Here is a 21121-nt window from a genome sequence, read left to right as displayed (position 1 = left end):
CGCGCATGAGCGCTAGGGAAGCGGGGTAAGCACATGGAGAAACCAACGTGGGAAAAAGTATTGGTTCTAGGTTCAGGGCCGATTGTGATTGGACAAGCTGCCGAATTTGACTATGCTGGGACCCAAGCCTGCCGGGCGTTACGAGAAGAAGGAGTAGAAGTAGTGCTGGTGAATTCGAATCCCGCGACAATTATGACAGACCCAGATGTAGCGGACAGGGTGTATATTGAACCTTTGACCGTGGAATTTGTCGAGCGCATTATCGAACGAGAGAGGCCAGACGGGCTGCTGGCAACGATGGGCGGGCAGACTGGCTTAAATCTTGCTTTTCAACTGACGAAAAAGGGTGTGCTGGAACGTTGTGGGGTTAAACTGATGGGGACCTCTCTGCAAAGTATTGAGCGGGCCGAGGATCGGGAAGAGTTTCGCTCGCTCATGCAAGAGCTAGGTGAGCCTGTTCCGCCCAGTGTTATCGTTGCTGAAGTTGATGCTGCAGTCGAGTTTGCTGAGTCGATTGGCTATCCCGTGATTGTGCGTCCGGCCTACACGTTAGGCGGGACGGGTGGAGGAATCGCCCAGGATCGAGAAACTTTAGAGAAGATTGCCCAAGGCGGACTTCAAGCGAGCATGATCGGTCAGATTCTGGTGGAACGAAGCGTCGCTGGTTGGAAAGAAATTGAATATGAAGTGTTGCGGGATAGTGCAGGAAACTGCATAACGGTCTGTCATATGGAAAATATGGATCCGGTCGGGGTGCATACCGGGGATAGTATCGTCGTTGCTCCCTGCCAAACCTTAACAGATCGGGAGGTCCAAACGCTAAGAACCTCCGCCCGTCGGATTGTTGATGCCTTAGGAATTGAAGGCGGGTGTAATGTCCAATATGCCTTGCATCCTGAACGCTTAGAATATGTAGTGATCGAAGTTAATCCTCGGCTCAGTCGGTCAAGCGCCCTGGCTTCGAAGGCAACCGGTTATCCGATAGCCAAGGTTGCTACTAAAATAGCCCTCGGGCAAACTTTACCTGAGATTCCCAATGCGGTGACAGGTAAGACTTCGGCTTGTTTTGAACCTGCGCTCGATTATGTGGTTGTCAAAATTCCACGCTGGCCTTTCGACAAATTCTCGGAAGCCGATCGGAGCCTAGGGACCCAGATGAAAGCAACAGGCGAAGTGATGGGCCTGGGGCGAAATCTGGAAACGGCTTTGCTGAAAGCGGTACGTTCTTTGGAAATTAAAACGTTCGGAGTGTTATTACCGGAATTCGTGGAGTTAAGTGAAGAAGAACTGAGCAGGCGGTGCCAAAAGCCGGATGACCAATTGCTTTTCATTATGGCAGAGGGCTTGAGAAGGGGCTGGGAGGTAGCAAAACTTCAGACGCTCAGCCGGTGGAATCCTTATTTTCTACGAGCCCTGGAGAAAATTGCAAAAATGTCAGACACACTTCGCCAGGCCCCCTGGGAGAGAAAAAGTTTGTTAGCTGCCAAAAGGTTAGGATTTTCCGATGTCGTCATAGCGGACTGCTGGCAGAGTGACGAAGAGGCGGTCTATCAATTCCGGATCAAGCAGGGAATTCAGCCGGTCTTTAAAATGGTGGATACCTGTGCCGGAGAATTTGAAGCCGTAACACCCTACTTCTATTCAAGTTATGACCAGGAACAAGAGGTCGAGCCCTCAGCACGACGCAAGGTGGTCGTTTTAGGCTCCGGACCCATCCGAATTGGCCAAGGCATTGAGTTTGATTATTGTTCGGTCCATTCCGTTCTGGCCTTGCGTGCGGCCGGGGTGGAAACAATCATTATCAATAATAATCCGGAAACGGTCTCCACAGATTTTGATACGTCAGATCGACTCTACTTTGAACCGCTAACTCTGGAAGATGTGACAGCAGTTCTCGAACGGGAAAAACCCGAGGGGGTAATCGTTCAGTTTGGCGGGCAAACAGCGATTGGTCTGGCCAAACCGCTCGCCCAACGGGGTTATAAAATTTTGGGTACAAGTATAGAGGATATTGACCGTGCTGAAGAACGCGGACTTTTTGATGAGGTATTACAGGGGATCGGAGCGAAAAGACCGCGAGGTGAGCAGGCAGCAACGCTCGAGGAAGCACTCAAGGTTGCCGATAATATTGGCCTACCCTTAATGGTCCGCCCTTCTTATGTCTTAGGAGGACGGGCGATGGAAATCGTCTATTCGCCCCTCGAGTTAGAACACGTGATTCTAAGAGCGCTTGCTGAATTTCCTGGGCAGGAAATCTGGATGGATCAATATCTCGTCGGCACAGAAGTTGAAGTCGATGCCGTATCTGATGGTGAGAACGTCTGTATCCCTGGAATTATGGAACATCTAGAACGAGCTGGAGTTCATTCGGGAGACTCGATTGCGGCTTGTCCGCCGCTAACGTTGACTCTTGCAGTGCAACAGCACATTGGGGAACTCACGATGGCCATTGCCCAAGCTTTAAAAATTCGTGGCTTACTCAATATTCAGTATGTCATTTATCAAGATGAGGTATATGTACTTGAAGTTAATCCGCGTTCTAGTCGGACAGTACCCTTCTTAAGCAAAGTAACGGGAGTTCCGATTGTGGATTTGGCGACCCAAGTCATCCTTGGTTCAACCCTCAAGGACCTGGGGATTAAACCAGGCTTATGGCCGAAACCCGAACATTATGCGGTTAAAGCACCGGTTTTCTCTTTCTCCAAGTTAATCCAAGTGGAGCCCTCTCTCGGACCGGAGATGAAGTCTACAGGGGAGGTTATGGGAATGGACCGGACCCACGAAAAAGCCTTGTATAAAGCGCTACTGGCTTCTGGGCTGAGTATGGCCGCTCATGGGACCTTGCTTGTTACCCTGGCTGATCGGGATAAAGCTGAAGGCCTGCCGCTGGTCAAGCGTTTTCGAGATTTAGGATTCAGGATTTTGGCAACCGAAGGGACAACCGAAGTACTGAAAAAGGCAGGTATCGCGGTGGAACGCGTATCCAAGCTTCACCAAGGTTCGACCGAAATTACGGAAGAAATTCGGGCCGGACGGATTCAGGGAGTAATCAATACCACAACCCATAATAAAAAACAAGCCAGTGATGGCTTTGTCATTCGCCGTTCGGCAGTTGAGCACGGCATTCCCTGTTTTACCAGCCTAGATACAGCGTCGGCTTGGTTGCAAGTACTAGAAACAATTTCACCTAGCCTTATGCCCTTAGAAAGTGCGCACTAAAAATTCATTTGCTAAAAAGGATATAGACCCTATGAATGAGAATCAATAGGCAGGGAAAGTTGATTTTAGTATTTCTGCAGGGATGGAGATGACGGGATGCTTTTAGAAGATGCAATAATTACGGAACATGGTGGGATGGGAGATCCTCAGTATAAAATCTGGCGATTAGTTTTGAAGATCGAAATGACCAAAGAGGTGAAACCCGGGCAGTTTGTCCATTTAAAAGTTTCCACTGGCAGGGATCCTCTTCTGAGACGACCCATCAGTATTGCCGGAATCGATCGCGATAAACAAGAGATCACCTTACTTTACCGACTTAAGGGAAAAGGAACGGAAGTACTAACCCAAGCCAAACCAGGAGAGAAGCTTAATCTCCTGGGACCTTTGGGGCAAGGATTTACAGTCCCTCAAAGCGGAACCTTATATCTGGTTGCCGGGGGAATTGGCATATTTCCGCTGCTTCCGCTGGCCCAAGAAGCTTTAGCGCTGGGTGTAACAGTTCATTTATTCTGGGGCGGGGGAAATCAAAGCTTTTTGGAAAGTGCAGGCCTAAGCTTTTGGCAAGCTCTAGACATAGCTGTCGAAGTCAGTACGCTGGATGGAAGTATGGGCGTTCAAGGAAACGTTCTGGACCTTCTTCGCAAGCATGAACTGGCGGAATCCGGTCGGGTTGCGGTTTGTGGGCCTATGCCAATGATGGCAGCCGTAAGCGAATTTTTTAAAGAAACCAATTTTGAAGTAGAGGCTTCACTCGAGGAACGAATGGGCTGTGGTCTCGGAGCCTGCCTTGGCTGCGTTTGTACCTTGCGAGATGAACAAGGGAAGCTACGACGCGGAAAAGTCTGTAAAGATGGACCGGTTTTTAGGGCAAAGGAGGTCGTTTGGGATGCAGCCCTCTAAAGAGTTAGCAAAAACGATCAAGACTGAGGTAAAATTAGGTCCGCTTACTTTAAAAAATCCAGTCCTTACGGCTTCGGGCACGTATGGCTTTGGCGAAGAATATGCAGAACTCTGCCCAGTCGAACGTTTGGGTGGAATTACGCTAAAAGGAATTACCCCCGAACCGCGGCTCGGGAATCCAGTGCCAAGACTAGCCGAAACGCCGGCTGGACTTCTTAATTCAGTGGGATTGGAAAACCCCGGGCTTAAGGAATTTATCTCATCTTATCTTCCCAAGGTTCGGGAGCTTCCGACTGCTGCGATTGCTAATATCTCCGGTTTCTCAGTTGAAGATTATGTCCAAATGGCTCGAGCTTTGCAAAAAGCTTCAGGACTTGCGGCACTCGAAGTAAATATCTCCTGCCCGAATGTCAAGCATGGGGGAATGCATTTTGGGACGGATCCAGCCAGTGCCGAGCAAGTGATCGCTGCGGTCAAAGCCGAGACTGATCTACCCGTTATCGCTAAACTTTCCCCGAATGTCACGAGTATTGTTGCCATGGCACAAGCTGCAGCCCGAGGGGGAGCGGATATCATTTCGTTAATTAACACCCTTCTGGGCATGAGTATTGATATTGAAAAACAGCGCCCTATTTTAGCGAATTGCGTGGGAGGTTTATCTGGCCCAGCTGTACGCCCTGTGGCGGTTCGGATGGTTTGGGAAGTTTCCCAGGCTGTTGACCTGCCCATTATTGGTATGGGAGGAATCCTTACCTGGCAGGATGCAGTCGAATTTCTCCTTGCGGGGGCGAGTGCGGTTAGCATCGGTACGGGGAATTTTGTGGATCCGTGCGCACCGCTCGGGATATTAGACGGAATTGAGGAATACTGTCAGCGCCATGGCGTTTCGGCAGTGAGCGAACTCACGGGACGAGCCTGGAAGAAAAATCATTAATTGAGGGTCGATCGTTCACTTTCTATGCGAGAAACTACGCTGGTGGGTCTTTTTAGTCTCAAGAAAGGTGGGAAAGGCTTGAATTCAAATCTGAATGAACGGGTCATGGTGGCGCTCGATGTTGAAGATCGCGATAAAGCGCTTGAAATCGCTCGGGAACTCAAAGGAAGCGGATGCTGGGTTAAAGTTGGCTTAGAACTTTATAGCATTGCGGGAACAGAAATTATCAAGGAGCTTAAGGCAATGGGCTTTCGGGTCTTCTTAGATCTCAAGCTTCATGATATCCCCAACACGGTTAAAAGGACGGTCGGCGTTTTAGCGCATTGTGGAGCCGACTTGCTGACGATTCATTGTAGCGGAGGCTTTCAGATGATGGCTGAGTCGGTTGAAGTGGCTAAAGCATCTTCAACTTCCGAAAACGGTCTAAAGCTTGTCGGAATTACAGTTTTGACGAGCTTAGACGAAGAAAAGCTCCATGATGAACTTGGAGTGGAGCGAAACCTTAAGGAGCAGGTTCTCAAGCTTGCCGAGCTCGGGAAAAAGGCGGGCTTAGCTGGAGTTGTAGCTTCAGCTCAAGAAGCACAGGAGCTTCGAGCACAGTGCGGACCTGACTTCCTGCTGATTACTCCAGGAATTCGCCCAGCAGGTACCGAGACCCAGGATCAAGCACGGACGATGACCCCTCGGGAAGCGATTAAGGCGGGCAGTTCTTATCTTGTTGTAGGGCGGCCGATCACGCGAGCAGCTCATCCGAGAGAAGCGTTGGAGCATCTTTGGGATTAAGAAGTTATGTATTAGGGTTCGTTTCTTGAAAGCAGAGTTACGTTACAGACGCTCGGACGTACGCTTGCAGACCAAGCTAAGACAAAACTGCTTAATGCAAGCTGCAGGATACCCTCCCAATTCGCCGTCCTTGGCTCACGGTCGGCGAGTCACGACCTGTCACCGTTGAGCTAACTTTTTGGGCATGCGGCTTGGCCAAAACTCTCCACCGGAGAATTTTGTCACCGGAGGCCTTCGTGTGTGACTCGTCCCGCTAAAGTAAGAGCAGTTTTGCCCAAGCTTGGTATCTGCTCACGTAAAGTCCTCGCTTACTGTAATCGTAACTCGCTTCGAAGAATGGCTAGGGTATAGCTTTCTGGGATCACTAGAGCAAGAAACCCAAGAAACTGCCGAAGGAATTTGATTTACAAGAGGGAGCGGCTTCTAAGCGAGCGGCTACCAAACTTCGAGAAAGAACGCAGCGGAGACGGGTTGGAAACAGGACGTTTCCAACTGGACAGTGAGGCAAGGACGCCGATTTGGCCAGGCCCCGTTGGAGCGAAGGACTTGAGCGATTAGTTTGGTCCGCACAGCTTATTGAGTGACCGGTGTAAGCAAAATCCTGGAGATATAAAGGTCTATTCAGAGAAACTTAGAGAAGTACCGATCTGACGAAACATGGAAGGAGCACATAACGAATGATAACATCAGAGGAAGTTTTAAAGATCTTTGAAGATAGCGGGGCGTTGCTCAAGGGCCATTTCCGTTTAACTTCAGGTAAACATAGTAATCGCTATATGCAATGTGCGAAAGTCCTACAGTACCCTCAACATGCGGCACGCTTAGGCGAAGAATTAGCACAGGCCTGGAAGGACCAAGGGATTGACGTGGTCATTGGACCAGCCATGGGAGGAATACTTGTCGCTCACGAGGTAGGCAGGGCTTTAGGAACCAAGGTTCTCTTCACTGAACGAGAAGATGGAGTCATGACACTGCGCCGTGGGTTTGAACTTTCCCCTGGAGAAAAGGTTTTGGTTGTGGAGGACGTAATCACAACTGGCGGATCTGTCAAAGAGGTTTTGGAAGTCGTTCGCAAACTAGGGGCGGAGCCCGTTGGCGTTGGAGTTTTAGTGGATCGCAGTGGTGGGAAAGTGGATTTTGGTCTTCCTCACGTCTCCTTATTAAAGATTCAGATTGAGACCTTTGAACCCGAAAACTGCCCCCTTTGTGCAGAAGGTATTCCGGCAATTAAACCGGGAAGTAGGACTGTTTAAGAGAGAATGACAAGAACGGGTTTTTCTGATAGTATTGACGTGGAATAATCTGTAAAATGACTGATGGTGGGTAGGGGGAGTTAAAAAATGAAGAAAGTCATCCTATTCATCATTGACTCTATTCACCCGGTTATGCTCGGAAGATTTCTCTCCGAAGGGAAGACACCCGCACTTCAGTTTTTAGAGCGTAACGGCAAGTACTGGGAGAAAGTCGTCTCATCTTTTCCGACGATGACTCCGGTTGCGACGAGTTCGATTATGACGGGACAATGGGCAGATCACCATCTTGTTCCCGGTTTTATTTGGTACAACGAACAAATCGGGCGGATTGTGGACTACGGAGCGACCTGGCAAACGGTCTTGAAACTCGGACCGGAAAAAGTCATTCGAAGTTTACTTCAGAAACTGAACCAGGAGCATTTGAACCCTCAGCTCTCAACGTTACATGAAACGTTAGAAGAAAATGGCTTTAATACGGGTAACATAAACTTTTTCATACACCGGGCAGCCCATCCATACTTGGCAAAGCTCCCGGTGTTTATTGCATTGGCTACTCGTTTTCAACTTCATCGTGAAAAAGTTCTAGGTCCACAATTTTTAACCTTAGGGGAGCTAATTCATCCTCCTTATTCTGGGGGATGGCTCAAATACCCTAAAGGGCTCCTGAACCGTTTTGGCTTTAATGATACCTTTTCCGGAAAAGTTGCAGCCCAACTCATCTTGGAGGGAAAACAACCAGATTTCTTAGTCGTTTACCTGCCGGATAATGATAAGTATTCCCATGTATACGGTCCACTTCGTTCTGGACCGGCAATTGAACATGCGGATCAGCAGATTGCGATGGTTATGGATGCCCTAGGTTCCTGGGAAAAAGCAATTGATGAAAACGTTTTAATTGTGACTGGGGATCACTCCCAGTCAACTATTGGTCTTGGTAAGGAATATCAGATTGACTTAGATCGTGCTCTTTGCGGGTTTAAACGCTTAAAAGTTACGGAACACGTGGATGAAAATAAAGAGATTGCAATCTGTCCTAATGAACGAATGGCGTTTATCTACATCTTACAGCGCCAGTCACGGCTCCTACCGGAAGTCGTCGGGATCTTAGCTAAAGATGAGAGAAATGCTCAGATTGCCTGGCGTACCTGCAACAACTCTTACTGTGTCCTCCAGGGAGGAACCGAAAAAAAGGTCCTCTTCTCCCATCGCGGGCCGTATTGGGATGAGTATGGACAGACTTGGGATTTCGACGGAGACTTAAACGTTGTTGATGCACATTTGCAAGAAAATGAGAGGCTCGTGTTTGGAGATTACCCAGATGCTTTCTCCCGTTTAGTCTCTGCCTTAGAAGGACGTACAGAATGTCGCATTGTTGTATCAGCTCGGCCAGGGTATGAATATTTGGGGGAAGGGGCACCGATTCATCCCGGAGGAGGAAGTCACGGCTCCCTCGAACAGGGAGATTCTACCGTTCCGATGATTATCGCAGGGGCATCTCCTCAGCTCGAGCATCCCCGGATTATCGATTTGTTTTCTGTTATTTTAGAGCATTTTAAGATTGAGAAGCTTTAAAGTAAAGATTCAATATTAGATCCGAAGAAACAAAACTTGATAATTTGATTTATATTGGATATAATTTCCTTGAAGAATACTTGGCACCTACTAGAATGCCATAAAATAAGTCTAGCCTCACTTTATTGAAATCAAAATCTAGAGAGCAAGGGAGTAGATACATGTAATTCCTTGCTCTCATTATATGTAAATGAACTTTATATTAAATTGAAACGGAGTCGAGATGACATGGATAAGGTTACGGAGCAAGTTAGAGAAATTGCAATGAAATACAAAATCGATAAGCTTATATTATTTGGTTCACGGGCAAGGGGAGATCATTCTCCTGTGAGTGATTATGATATTGCTGTCTTTGAAAGACATTTAACGACTTTGGATAAAGCAAATTTTTGTGCTGATGTAGATGAAATTGAGACTCTTAGGAAATTTGATATTGTATTTGTCCATGACAGCGTTACCGATGACTTAATGGAAAACATTAAAAAGGATGGTATAGTTCTTTATGAATCATAAGTTTTTAACTAGATTAACCAATTTTGAAAATGCATTACATAGACTGAGAGAAGCCGTTAAAGAGTTTAAAGAGCCCGATGCCAGTGATGTAATACGTGATGGAGTTATTCAGAGATTTGAATTTACTTATGAACTCGCTTGGAAAACCACAAAAGAATACTTAGAAAATATCGGTATTGTTGAAATTAATTCTCCTAAAGCAGTAATTAAAGAAGCATATGCTCAAAAGCTTTTAGCTAATGAAGACAACTGGCTCCTCATGCTAAATGACAGGAATATGACTTCGCACATGTATAAACAGGAGCTGGCAGAGAAAATTGCGGCAAGAATATCGAGTCTGTATATTAAAGAATTCGAATTACTTCTAGAGAAACTGCAATAGTATTCAAAGGAGAGCGAAGAGTAATTTAGAGATTCCAATTATAGAAAAATACATTCAATGTGCTACTACTGTGGTAACAATTAACAAAATAACCAAATAGTATATATATGTAATAAACTTATTAATATATTTTTTGAGGAGGTAAAATAATGGCAACTAAGGGATATGCGATGCAGTCCATGACCTCTATGGCTCCCATGACTCCCATGACTGGAATGTATTCCATGACGTCTATGCATGCCATGAACTCAATGACACACATGGATTCAATGTGTTCCATGAAACCAATGACTTCAATGCATTCCATGACCAGCATGTATTCAATGCATTCTATGCGTTCTATGACGAGCATGGCGGGAATGTAATCTCTCTGAATCTAATGAAATAGGAAAAAGCAATCTTTGGTTCTTATGAAATAAGGAAATGCATGAAAAAGCCAACATTAGATCCTTCTGTTCATGAATATCTGATTTGTAACAGATGGCATTGAAAATGTTGGCCTTTTCATTTCATATAAATTAGGAAACTAAGAAATAATTACCTTAATTCACCGACTGGCTGATGTTTTTTGTACTAACAGAAAGTATAAATTTCCGGCAGATAGCATAAGTGCAACTAAGGCTTCCGCCTACACCAGAGGCTTGGCGTAAGCCAAGTTTTCTTTATACTAACAGAAAGTATAAATTTTGGGGCAGATAGTATAAGTGCAACCAGCGGCTTTCATTTTCCTACGATGAATGCGGTTAAGTTCGGCAGGATAAGGCGACTAAGGCCACCGCTTTGGCGCTGACCAAGTCTTCTTTATCGCTGAAGCTCGGCGAAAGCCGGGTTTTCTTTATCATCTTCAATTGAACAAATCGATAAGATCCGCTTGTTTTATAGGGCTTACTGCATACCTTTCCTTAAGAGTCCTAAACACCCTTACAGTCTCTTGGTATGGGCAGTGGGGCTTTAACTGACAGGTTTCACAATGAAAACATTGGATAAGCCCATGTTTGAAGATGGTTTTCGGATCTCCAATTTCATCCATAATGCCTGTAACCGTGGCTAGGGGATAGAATGCTCCAAGCATATCCAGGATTACGCTCTCGGAAATCTCGTCAGCCCTTGCTCCGAGATAGTCCCGCAAGCATTTGTAATACGTGAGCATGGACTGAGGAAAAGAATCCAGCTGAACACACCCCCAAAATCGGGCAAATACACTGGAAGCTTTGGCATATTCGCCTGTTTTGCAATAGAGAGCCATAATAAATAGGTTAATGTTTGCATAGTACCAGGGTAAAGGCTTATTTATCGGAAGGTTCAAAAGCTGTAATACATTGGTATCTTGGCCAAAGCTCTTGTTTTCAAGGTAAGCAGCAAGCTCTCGAAGCTCGTCATTTGGTGCATTCTTCATATTGCGTATAAACCTTTTGGCATTGACAAAATGCGCATAGTCTGCAATTTCTTTTAAGTCATCGATTTCTTCTATTTCACTGAATCCTGGCACAATGACATGGAAAGCGGGAAACCCTAAAAACGAGACATTCCGGGCATAGACGTCATAGCGCATGTTCTTAAGTGTGTTTACCAGGTAGCTTAGCATTTCCTTATTATTCATCAGGCTTACATCAGCAAAGGGGGTAAACGAATAGCTTGCATTGGGGCCGAAAAGTTCATTGGGATACCAACCGCAGCCATTGACAAAAATATTGATCAGATTATGATGCTCGTCACTAATATTAGGTGTATAAGAATATTCCCAAACGCCCCGCATGTTTTTAATGTCCTGGCCCTGAAGAAGTTCGGTCAAAGTCCGTTCTGCCGCAATCTCAAAGGCGGGATGGGCACCGAATTTTATGAAATAGGTTTGGTCGTCTTTATTGATAAAGATAACACAGATGACAGGCAAGCCCTTGCCTAATGAGCAATCCTTTAAGATTACTTCAAAATTTCCGCTTGACTCAATTTGGCTTATCATTTCGTCTATCCGGGGGATCTTTTTTAGATATTCCTTGGGAATGGAAGGGGGTGTGAGTCTTTCGCTGACGATTTGTTTATTAACATACCTTTCCAAAACTTCCGAAAGGCCCTGGACCAAAGCTTCTTCGGATGTGTTTCCGGCACACATGCCGTTTGACATATACATTTTCGACAACATTTTCAGGGGAATATAGGATAATTTACCGCTATTTAAATTACAGAAGGGGACTGTGATGAAGTCACAGGAGGGCTTTTCATAGGAAATAAGTTGCCACTTTTTTAAAAGTTCTCTCTTGAGCAGATTTGAATCAAGGGTTGACAGTTTCTCCCTTATCCATTCCTCATTGCTGTTTAAAAGTTCGTCAATACTCATCTGCTTTTCATCGGGAGCATAAAAGAAACCGAGAGATTCTATGGCCTCCTGACTTACATCCGTGTTCAGCCGAAAAGGTGCCTGGTTTTGCAGACGTTCCATCAGCTCGCCATAAGCACTCGCCAGGGCATATTCGTAGGTTGTACCTTTGCCATTGGTGGAAAGGGTGGTATTCGCTACTGAAACAGTAACAGAATAAAAGCTGTCTGCAGAATGTGCCCAGCCTTGTTCCACAGTCAAAATTCCTAAATCGTTGAGGATATTTCTAATCTTGGTGATGGTATTAAGAGGCAACTCATCTTTGTATTTTCTCACACGGATTGAATCCATAATACCGCCCCTTTACTTAAACTTTAAAACATAAATTATTTCCAACTAGTGTATTCAGGGCAGCCTGCTTCTGTTTAGTTAGGTTGTGTACCATTATGTGGTAATAAGGGCCCGCGACTTGCTGCTTAATTTTTACAAGCCTTTGCAAGAAAGAAAAGTACGCGGTGTATATAGCTTGAACCGTTCCTTTGTCCGTTCGGTTGATAAATAAGTCTATGGGAATGGCAAAATGGAGAAAGAGTAGCTTAGACGAGATTGACGCGGGTGAATGAAAGCTTAAGATAGAAAAAGAGTAGAAAGGAGGGACTGGCTCTAAGCCTGTCCCTCCTTAGATATTTTCACAACCTCTCAATCCATATATACAGGCTTTATAAAAAAATTGACGATTTTGGAAGGACTTAGAAGAAGGATAGAGAATTTATACATTTAAAGATAAAGAGAGATTTAGTATTATTTCTTTGCTAATAAGTCAGTTAGTTTTTGCCATTTAAACAAAGGGAGGTAACAACATGAAGCTGTTGCATATAGCTGATTTGCATATTGGAAAACGAATAAACGAGTTCAGCATGTTAGAGGATCAGAAGTATATATTAAAAGAAATCTTACGAATAGTCGATGAGGTCAAGCCCTTGGGTATTCTTATGGCAGGGGATATTTATGATAAAAGTGTTCCGGCGGGAGAGGCTGTAGAAGTACTCGACGAGTTTTTAACGGAACTTGTTTCTCGCAAGGTGCAATTGTTCATCGTGAGTGGCAATCATGATTCACCTGAACGCTTAAATTTTGGCAGTCGTATTATGCAGAAGAATGGGGTGCATATTGCCGGGGCCTTTGACGGTAAGCTCAAGCATATTGTCATTGAAGATGAGTTTGGTCCAGTCAATATTTATCTTTTGCCCTTTGTTAAGCCTGCTATGGTAAACCTATATTATGCGGATCAGGATATCCAATCCTATGAGGATGCAGTTAACATAATCATTGAAGCTTCCCAGATCAACGAGAAAGAACGAAACATCCTGATAGCGCACCAGTTTATCACGAGTGGTAGCCAGGAGCCTGAACGTTCAGATTCCGAGACCATCGCGATTGGTGGTTTAGATAACATTGACGCTTCTGTGTTCAAAGCGTTTGATTATGTGGCACTTGGGCATTTGCATGGTCCTCAGTCCATTGGCAGGGAAATGATTCGCTATGCTGGTTCACCCCTCAAATATTCGTTTTCAGAGGCACGTCAACATAAATCGGTTACCCTACTGGAATTAGCACAAAAAGGTACCCTGGATATTCAAACGGTCTCCCTCACAGTCTTGCGCGATATGCGGGAGATTAAGGGACCTCTGAAAGAATTGGTACGAGTTGGGGCTTCCTTGCCTAAAGTTTCACAGGATTATATCCGTGCTATCTTAACAGATGAAGATGAGGTTTATGATGCTATCGGGCAACTGCGCCAAGTGTATCCCAACATGATGCGCATTGACTTTGAAAACAGTCGTAGCCGGCAGGATATTAACTCTAATTCGGCAGCGTCAGGAGATGTCGCGCGTAAAAGTCCCCTTGAATTATTTGAAGAATTTTATGCTAAGCAAAACAACCTAGAAATGACAGAGGATCAGCGCCATGTTATTCAGGATGTCTTAGAACAGATGGGAGGTGTTGCGAAGTGAAACCGCTAAAAGTAGTGATGAGCGCCTTTGGTCCCTACGCTGGACAGGTCGAACTTCCTCTTCAGCAGCTCGGGAACGAGGGGTTGTTCTTGATTACCGGAGACACAGGAGCGGGTAAGACGACAATATTTGATGCCATAGCCTTTGCTCTTTTTGATGGGGCAAGTGGTTCTGTGCGCACAATTGATACCCTCAGAAGCGACTTCGCAAGCCCAGATACCCAAACCTATGTTGAATTGGAATTCTTACATAAGGGGAAAAAATATGAATTAACTCGTAATCCCAAATACGAGCGCCCCAAAAAAAATGGAACAGGTGTCACCAATCAAAATGCCGATGCAACGCTTGTTTTACCTACCGGGGAGGTAGTTACAGGAAATACTAAGGTTACTGATAAAATAGTCGAGTTATTAGGTATCGATTATAAGCAATTTAAGCAAATTGCGATGATTGCCCAAGGGGAGTTTCTGAAGTTGCTGCTCGCGGAAAGCAATGAGCGTGCCGGGATTTTTCGCAAAGTCTTTAATACTGATATTTACAAGACAATTCAGGATGCTCTGAAGAGAAGCGAGAAAGACTTGAATGCACAATGTGAAGAAAGCATACGCAGCATTTTACAATACAGGGATGGCATTCTATTTGATGAAGAGCATAAAGACTATCTGCAACTTTCTGAGTTGATGGCTAACCGCAGTATTCACGGAACGGAACAAATTATTGTGCTCTTAAAAGCGTTGATTGTGGAGGATCAATTAATGCGCGATCAAGACAAGAAACAATCGGAGGAATTAGCGACTTCAATTATGGCCAAGGCTTCCGAACTTAAAGAAGCGGAGTATGTCAACAAATCCTTTTCGGGGCTAGAGGCTGCCCAAAAATTGCTGGGAGAACTTCTGCAAAAAGCAGAGGAAATGGTACGAAATGAAGCAAAAGCCGAGGCTGCTGAAAAAGCACTGCATGGCGTTAAGCCCCTTGAAGATATTTATTTACGCGAAAAAATAGGGTACGATAAACTGACGAGCAGTATGCAAAAGCTTAGAGAAACCATCGCTCTTCAAGCTCCTCGGGTGGAAGAACTTCATACCGCTTTGATCACTGAACAGCAAAAGGAGCCAATTCGGGAGAAGTTGGCCAGTGATATTTTAAGACTCACGGATGCCTTGCCCCAATATGACAAAGTAGAGACACTCAAGCAGGAAAAGGACAAGCAAGAGAAAACCCTGCAGACCCTTGAAAATTCACTATCCTCCTCGAAAATACAAAAGGAAAATCTGGCAGAGCGGAAGGACAAGCTGAGTAAGGAGCGAGATGAGCTGAGTGACGTGGAAACACGTCTCCTCGAATGTAAAAATACGCTCTCAAATTTAGGCGCTCTGGAAACCCAGTTAAACAGTATCGCCACGGGTATCACAGCTGTACAAAAGATGCAGTCGGAGTATGACGGGCTGCAAAGGGCATACCTTACTGCGGAGAAACTCTATAACGCCGCCAATGACGACTACATTAACAAAGAAAACGCTTTCTTTCGTGAGCAGGCAGGTATTCTGGCAGAAAGCCTGAAGGATGGACTTGCTTGCCCTGTTTGCGGTTCCACCGAGCACCCCCAGAAGGCTAAGCCAACAGCAGGTGCGCCAAGTGAAGCTGATATTCAAAGATTGAAAGCACAGAGAGACCAGAAGCAGCAGATAATGCATCAGGCCAGCGAGACAGCCAACAGCAAAAAAGCTCAGATAGAGACTTCCGAAGAACATTTATTTCAAACCGCGAAGAATGTGTTCGAGCACGATATCTCGGATACTCTGTTACAGCTGGAGTTACTTGTCCAAAGAGAGCTTGCGAAAACCACAGTAATGATGCAGGAACAAACGGCTGTAAAGCTGATCTTGGAAGCACAGAGCACGCGGAAAAAAGAATGTTTGGAGCAACTGCGCCAGGCTGAGGATACACTTCAGCAAACCGAAGCTGCTTATACCCAACAATCAGAGCAGAAAGGGAATCTCGAAGTTACCCTTAGTGCTATGAACAGTGAAATTGTTACACTTCAGGCCGTATTGGAATATCCGTCGATCGAAAAAGCCAAACAAATAATTGGCGACACAACCGACAAATTAGCCGAATCAAAGCGTGTTCTTCAAAAAGCGGAAAATGCTTATCTGGAAAACAAGCGTACGCTGGACAGCGACATGACGCTGATTAGCGATCAGGAACTTCGTATGGAAACTGTTATCGTAGCCCTAAATACAGCATTGGCTGATTATACTGCAAAATATCTGGAATATGGTTTTAGCGACGAGAATGCATATCAGGCAGCATTGTTAGCGGAACAAGCGCTGGCAGAACTCAAGAAAACAATTGCGGACTATCGCGATGCTTATAAAAGTACAAATACAGAGATTTTGAGGCTCAGTGATGAGACAAAAGATAAACAACCTAAGGATACCGCCAAGATTTTAGAGCAACAAAGTGCTTTGCAACTGAAAAAAGGGTCCTTGGACGAAAAGATACATAGGGTTGTAGCAAGACTTCAGACCAACGAGACAATTGTCAAAGGAATAACTAAGGCTGAAACAGAGCGCCATCAATTGGAGAAAGATTATTTGTTGGTCAGCAACTTAGCAAAAACTGCCAACGGAGAACTTAATGGGAAGCAAAAACTTGCCTTTGAGCAATTTGTGCAGGCATCTTACTTTAACCAGATTATCGCAGAAGCAAACAAGCGGTTGACGACCATGTCTAATGGACGCTATGAACTTCTACGCAAAGAGAATGCCACAGATTATCGTTCGCAATCGGGATTAGAGCTTGATGTGTTGGATAATTATACTGGAAAAATTCGTTCAGTAAAATCACTGTCCGGAGGTGAATCGTTCAAGGCTTCCCTCTCCCTGGCGTTAGGGCTTTCGGATGTCATTCAAAGCTACGCAGGTGGGGTGGAGATTGACACCATGTTTATTGATGAGGGTTTTGGAGCCTTGGATGCCGAATCACTTGAACAGGCGATTTTGACGCTCAATGGTTTAACCTCTGGAAATAGGCTCGTTGGGATAATCTCGCACGTCAGTGAACTGAAAGACCGGATTGATAAGAAGGTTGTCGTTAAAAAAGGGATCGTCGGAAGTACAATTGACTTAGTGAGGTAATTAGCAACCTACCATTATCCGTGAACCAGACAGTTTGTCTATAATGCGAAGCTGAATACAGAAGATAACGGAGTTTTATAACGCACATTTGTAGGGTTATGTGCAACAAGATTGGAGCCAGTTGAAGATGAGACAATTACCAAGTAATTCAGTTTATCGGAAGTATGCCATAAAAGAGGAGGAATACCTGTTGGATTTTTTGGTATATCTACTACCAGTTTCTTGTTTCTATTTTGTAAATAATCTAGTTTGTATTATTGTGAAGGTGCATAAGGATGACACAAATATCGGTTTCAACACAATTGGTGCAACATTGGGACTTCTTTTGATAACAGGAGCTATTGTTTTCGCCCCTCAAATGTAGATTATTACGCATTATTCTTATATTACGCCACAATCTTTTTAAAAGCCCAGCTTCCAGTTATCCATATCATCCGTAGTTCAAGTGTTATGGTGCTCAAGTGGTCACCGTCTATGGGAACCCCCTATTTTACTTGGCGCAAGGTTTCTCTTTACGTTAAAATAGTTCTCATAGACCAGTTTCGTATAAGAGCGTATTTCCAGTTTATCTTAGCAGCCGCACGCTCTGCCGGTAAAAGTTCCTCTAGAAACTATATACGCGGGTGTCAGCAACTCCATGGTAACAGTTATAGTAAAGAAAGAATATTTGTAGGTGGATGCCCCCGGGATATGCTAAAATAGAGACTATATTATCAGAAATTAAGAAGAAGATCCTGAGGGTTCGAAGTACACGAAAATTATTGTACTGGATTATTTTTGGTCAAAGAGAGGGAAGCAGAACAATGGCTCTATAAAAACTTAGGTTATGTGCCGAAGAGCGGTTTCCTGATGGACTTTGGGGACAGACTACAAAGGATAAAATAGTGACGTTATAAATGGAAACTAGATTAGGAGCAGGTATGCATAAGTGAAATTTGCTGGGAAAGTTTTAGGCTGCTATTATAATTCGACTGATTTAGTGGCTTATTAATTGTATAATAATGTAAGTGAAAATATGGTTAATCAAGGAATAAGGTGTGTCAATGGCAAGGCATCTTTCTAGGCTGAAAGTTGAAACTTTTAGGGGAATCAAAGATTTAGAGGTCATGGATTTAGGAGATATCAATATCCTGGTAGGCTCTAATAATTGTGGTAAAACCTCCTTATTGGAAGCAATTATGTTACTTAGCAGGCCCGATGACTTAACAAGTGTGGTAAGTATAGCAAGGCTGCGTGAAGTGCCCAGAACTTTTCCAAGCATGAGCCCATCTTTCTTAGATTCATTTTTATATTTGTTCAACAGGTTAAATGATGAATTACTTATATCTGTTTCAGCATCCATGAATAATGTGGAGGTTACGTTTAAAATTAAAGGCCGAATTGAAAAAGTGCTGATGGATATAAATGAAGAAATGAAAAACAATTCGATGATAAGCAGAAAGTTAAGAGAAGGTAGTATTAGTGAAGGAGAAGAAATTGACAGTTTTGTAGGGGAAATTCAATATAATAACATCGGACAATTGAGCTTCGAACCTAGTTACATTCCGATAAGTTTTCATAAGTATGACAGAATTATGCGTATGAATCGAAAAACGCCATTCTTAAAAATGACGTTTGTTTCTACAATAGACCATATTATTAAAAACACATTTCGGGCAGTGATTAGAAATAGAACGCTTAAGGACAAAGTTGTGGAAGTTCTTAAACTTTTTGATTCCAACATTACCGATTTGAGAATTATTGAGAATGAAGACGGAAGAGTAATTCAAATGATTGATAATTCTTTGTTGGATTATATGCCTTTGTCAACCTATGGTGATGGTATTAAGAAGGTTATTGCCTTAGCTAATGGAATTGCCGAAGCTAAAGATGGAATCTTGTTAGTAGATGAGATTGAAACATCTATTCATCCTTCGGTTTTAGCCAAAGTGTTCTTATGGTTAATCGATGCTTGTAAAGAGTTTAACGTACAGTTGTTTTTGACAACACATAGCTTGGAGACAGTCGATTCATTACTTGATAGTGCTTCGAATTTTGAAAAGGAAGACTTAATTCGTGTTATTACACTTGTTAGAAAGGATCATCAAACTGTAGCAAGAGTATTGCCAGGTAAAAAAGCTCAACAAGTAAGGGAAGATTATGATATGGAGTTAAGATGATGAAGAGTATAGTGATATGTGAGGGAAATACTGATTTAGCGCTTATTCAATATTTCCTTGAAAAGGTATATAATTGGGAAATTTATTGGAAATAATGACCATAAAAAATATAGTAAACTAATCGACAAGTTTAATGATGATGCTCGGAATGTTAAATGGTTTAAGCATTTTAACGGGAGTCTTTTATGTATAAGATCAGCCGGAGGGGTAAGTAAAATTCCTACTATACTTGAACAAGTATTAGATCTTAATCAACTGGGATCATTTAGTAAATATGAAAGAATTTTAGTCATCAGCGACCGAGATGAAGTAGGTACGGAACAGAAATTCATTACAGATTTAAGCGTTAAGTTTAAAAATTTTAATGTTGTATTTTCAAGCTATATAGAGCACAACTCTTGGAATAAGGCAACGTATAGCGATGTTCTAAAAGAAGAAAGCCAAGAAGTAAGTAGAGTAGAATTTTTGCCACTTATTATTCCATTTGAAGAAACTGGAGCTATTGAAACATTTTTATTAGATGGACTTTGTGAAAATTCGGAAAAGGAAGATGAATTAAAAACGGATAAAATTATAATCGAACAATGTAGAACTTTTATTGATAACATTAACTGTAACGAGAAATATTTGTGTCATCGCAGGGAAAAGACAAAGGCTAAGTTTCAAACAGTATTTGTAGTGAGGACCCCTGCAGATGATTTTAATCAAAGACAGTCCCTTTTAAGATCTGTACCGTGGGAAAGATACGAGACTGTTCAGAATGGGTTTAAACAATTTAGTAGACTTTCTGAAGAAATATAGGTGTTTGCAATGGATTAAACATGCAAGTGGGAGGACATTGTAAAGAATGCTAAATGCCTGTCTTCAATAATTAAAGGAGTTCGTCCGATTATCAGCTCCCCTTTATCCATAAAATGACCATAAACCAGGATTCACCAGCTTGCTCACACCACCAAATGAAAGGACAACCACCCATGCACGAAGGCCACCGCAATCGTTTGAAAAACCGCTTCCTCGAAGAAGGACTGGACGGCTTTGAAGATCATCAGATATTAGAGCTTCTGTTGTTCTATGCCATTCCGAGAATAGATACGAATGAAATCGCCCACTCCTTGATCAAGAAGTATGGTACGTTGTCCGGGGTTTTTGAAGCGGACACAAAAGACCTTACAAATATTCCGGGACATCGACCACCTGGATACTCCCATCCAATTACCCTGCCACCGCATGTCCCAAGCGTGCATCATCAACCTTCACGAGAAAAATAAAGCTTGGTTATGTTTGCCAGAAACATCACACGTTGAGACAGTCGTTAAGCTCGAGAGAAGACACAGCTGAAAGCTTCGATTTTAAAGGTTTTACAGGATTCGATGAACACTTTTATGCTAAAGCTGGTTTTTGCTTAACACCCGTATTCCGCACCCCTCAAATAAATCTTGATGAATTAGTAAATATGGCTGTTTATTGCATAATGAAATAGGACAAAGTTGCAAAAGGAATTCCCCACTTTTGCAAAAGTGCGCCATGTCATGATGATGACAGAAGATTGGACTATGGCAATACATCCTTTGATTTTCTTGGATATACATTCAGACCAAGGAGAGCCAAATGGCTCAACCGAAGAAGTCAGCGCCGTAGTTTTAACCTAGTCGAATTTACCGCATGTTGGAATAGATATGGAGTTCCCAAGCCAAGAATTGTCGAGTCGAAACAAGTACAGCTACACTTTGATTTTTAATGCTGGAAATACGGAAGCGAATATTTTTGAAGAGCCCGGTGCGATAGTTCCGCACGCCGGGATCTGGTGTGCTGTGAAAGGCACATCTGAGATGAGGGTAGGTCCCTCGACGAGGACTGAGTCAGGCAGACTTGTCAAACAGCCCCGAGCTGCTGTAATAAAGAGTTATGGTAGTAAGCGTCCGGGGAAAAGGTTGCAG

Annotated in this window: 17 protein-coding genes; 15 read left to right on the top strand and 2 right to left on the bottom strand. The window is 43.7% G+C overall.

What is annotated here, in order from left to right; all coding sequences use genetic code 11:
- Positions 1-33 precede the first annotated feature (33 nt).
- From carB to VM640_RS14320, 8 genes are all read left to right on the top strand, one after another.
- A complete protein-coding gene (carB, locus tag VM640_RS14355; RefSeq protein ID WP_325393388.1) occupies positions 34-3219 on the top strand; it encodes a carbamoyl-phosphate synthase large subunit in 3186 nt (1061 codons plus the stop codon).
- A gap of 96 nt (positions 3220-3315) precedes the next feature.
- Entirely contained in the window at positions 3316-4119 is an 804-nt protein-coding gene (locus VM640_RS14350) for a dihydroorotate dehydrogenase electron transfer subunit (RefSeq protein ID WP_325393386.1), read from the top strand.
- Positions 4106-5053 (top strand): dihydroorotate dehydrogenase, encoded by a 948-nt coding sequence (locus tag VM640_RS14345; protein ID WP_325393384.1) that lies wholly within the window; start codon positions 4106-4108, stop codon positions 5051-5053. The genes VM640_RS14350 and VM640_RS14345 overlap by 14 nt, the downstream gene beginning before the upstream one ends.
- A 105-nt stretch (positions 5054-5158) precedes the next feature.
- Positions 5159-5836 (top strand): orotidine-5'-phosphate decarboxylase, encoded by a 678-nt coding sequence (gene pyrF / locus VM640_RS14340; RefSeq protein WP_325393407.1) that lies wholly within the window; start codon positions 5159-5161, stop codon positions 5834-5836.
- 677 nt (positions 5837-6513) lie between these two features.
- Complete coding sequence (gene pyrE, locus VM640_RS14335; RefSeq protein ID WP_325393382.1) at positions 6514-7089, top strand: orotate phosphoribosyltransferase; 576 nt, start codon at positions 6514-6516, stop codon at positions 7087-7089.
- Positions 7090-7176: 87 nt separating this feature from the next.
- A complete protein-coding gene (locus tag VM640_RS14330; RefSeq protein ID WP_325393380.1) occupies positions 7177-8661 on the top strand; it encodes an alkaline phosphatase family protein in 1485 nt (494 codons plus the stop codon).
- Between the two features lie 228 nt (positions 8662-8889).
- A complete protein-coding gene (locus tag VM640_RS14325) occupies positions 8890-9174 on the top strand; it encodes a nucleotidyltransferase domain-containing protein (RefSeq protein WP_325393378.1) in 285 nt (94 codons plus the stop codon).
- The gene (locus VM640_RS14320) at positions 9164-9556 is read left to right on the top strand and encodes a nucleotidyltransferase substrate binding protein (RefSeq protein ID WP_325393377.1); all 393 of its coding nucleotides are present in this window, start codon (positions 9164-9166) and stop codon (positions 9554-9556) included. The genes VM640_RS14325 and VM640_RS14320 overlap by 11 nt, the downstream gene beginning before the upstream one ends.
- Positions 9557-9677: 121 nt before the next feature.
- Here the strand turns inward: VM640_RS14320 and VM640_RS14315 are convergent, their stop codons facing one another.
- Positions 9678-9872 (bottom strand): hypothetical protein, encoded by a 195-nt coding sequence (locus tag VM640_RS14315; protein ID WP_325393376.1) that lies wholly within the window; start codon positions 9870-9872, stop codon positions 9678-9680.
- Between the two features lie 528 nt (positions 9873-10400).
- The gene (locus VM640_RS14310; RefSeq protein WP_325393374.1) at positions 10401-12221 is read right to left on the bottom strand and encodes a YcaO-like family protein; all 1821 of its coding nucleotides are present in this window, start codon (positions 12219-12221) and stop codon (positions 10401-10403) included.
- A 509-nt stretch (positions 12222-12730) separates the two neighbouring features.
- Here VM640_RS14310 and VM640_RS14305 point away from each other — a divergent pair.
- The 7 genes from VM640_RS14305 to VM640_RS14275 form a co-directional block, all read left to right on the top strand.
- Complete coding sequence (locus VM640_RS14305; RefSeq protein ID WP_325393372.1) at positions 12731-13885, top strand: exonuclease SbcCD subunit D; 1155 nt, start codon at positions 12731-12733, stop codon at positions 13883-13885.
- Positions 13882-17025: an SMC family ATPase gene (locus tag VM640_RS14300; protein ID WP_325393370.1), complete on the top strand. Its 3144-nt coding sequence runs from the start codon at positions 13882-13884 to the stop codon at positions 17023-17025. Before VM640_RS14305 ends, VM640_RS14300 begins: the two co-directional genes overlap by 4 nt.
- A gap of 100 nt (positions 17026-17125) precedes the next feature.
- Positions 17126-17389: a hypothetical protein gene (locus VM640_RS14295; RefSeq protein WP_325393368.1), complete on the top strand. Its 264-nt coding sequence runs from the start codon at positions 17126-17128 to the stop codon at positions 17387-17389.
- Between the two features lie 679 nt (positions 17390-18068).
- Positions 18069-19184, top strand: coding sequence for an AAA family ATPase (locus VM640_RS14290; protein WP_325393366.1), 1116 nt, complete (start codon positions 18069-18071; stop codon positions 19182-19184).
- Between the two features lie 57 nt (positions 19185-19241).
- Positions 19242-19985: a hypothetical protein gene (locus VM640_RS14285; RefSeq protein WP_325393364.1), complete on the top strand. Its 744-nt coding sequence runs from the start codon at positions 19242-19244 to the stop codon at positions 19983-19985.
- A 173-nt stretch (positions 19986-20158) separates the two neighbouring features.
- Positions 20159-20452, top strand: coding sequence for a hypothetical protein (locus VM640_RS14280; protein WP_475394581.1), 294 nt, complete (start codon positions 20159-20161; stop codon positions 20450-20452).
- Positions 20453-20881: 429 nt separating this feature from the next.
- On the top strand, positions 20882-21121 hold a 240-nt coding region (locus VM640_RS14275), incomplete at its 3' end, for a hypothetical protein (RefSeq protein ID WP_325393362.1).

The organism is Desulfitobacterium sp. (genome assembly GCF_035539115.1).
Taxonomy (GTDB): domain Bacteria; phylum Bacillota; class Desulfitobacteriia; order Desulfitobacteriales; family Desulfitobacteriaceae; genus Desulfitobacterium_A.
Note: the sequence above shows the minus strand (reverse complement) of the source record. Positions and strands in the feature narration are given on the sequence as shown.

Bases quoted from the DNA above. Each gene is read 5' to 3' on its own strand.
- VM640_RS14325 (WP_325393378.1), top strand. From the start codon at position 8,890: ATGGATAAGGTTACGGAGCAAGTTAGAGAAATTGCAATGAAATACAAA.
- VM640_RS14310 (WP_325393374.1), bottom strand. From the start codon at position 12,221: ATGGATTCAATCCGTGTGAGAAAATACAAAGATGAGTTGCCTCTTAAT.
- VM640_RS14350 (WP_325393386.1), top strand. From the start codon at position 3,316: ATGCTTTTAGAAGATGCAATAATTACGGAACATGGTGGGATGGGAGAT.
- VM640_RS14290 (WP_325393366.1), top strand. From the start codon at position 18,069: ATGGCAAGGCATCTTTCTAGGCTGAAAGTTGAAACTTTTAGGGGAATC.
- pyrF (WP_325393407.1), top strand. From the start codon at position 5,159: ATGGTGGCGCTCGATGTTGAAGATCGCGATAAAGCGCTTGAAATCGCT.
- carB (WP_325393388.1), top strand. From the start codon at position 34: ATGGAGAAACCAACGTGGGAAAAAGTATTGGTTCTAGGTTCAGGGCCG.
- VM640_RS14280 (WP_475394581.1), top strand. From the start codon at position 20,159: ATGCACGAAGGCCACCGCAATCGTTTGAAAAACCGCTTCCTCGAAGAA.
- VM640_RS14345 (WP_325393384.1), top strand. From the start codon at position 4,106: ATGCAGCCCTCTAAAGAGTTAGCAAAAACGATCAAGACTGAGGTAAAA.
- VM640_RS14330 (WP_325393380.1), top strand. From the start codon at position 7,177: ATGAAGAAAGTCATCCTATTCATCATTGACTCTATTCACCCGGTTATG.
- VM640_RS14320 (WP_325393377.1), top strand. From the start codon at position 9,164: ATGAATCATAAGTTTTTAACTAGATTAACCAATTTTGAAAATGCATTA.
- pyrE (WP_325393382.1), top strand. From the start codon at position 6,514: ATGATAACATCAGAGGAAGTTTTAAAGATCTTTGAAGATAGCGGGGCG.
- VM640_RS14305 (WP_325393372.1), top strand. From the start codon at position 12,731: ATGAAGCTGTTGCATATAGCTGATTTGCATATTGGAAAACGAATAAAC.
- VM640_RS14315 (WP_325393376.1), bottom strand. From the start codon at position 9,872: ATGCTGGTCATGGAATGCATTGAAGTCATTGGTTTCATGGAACACATT.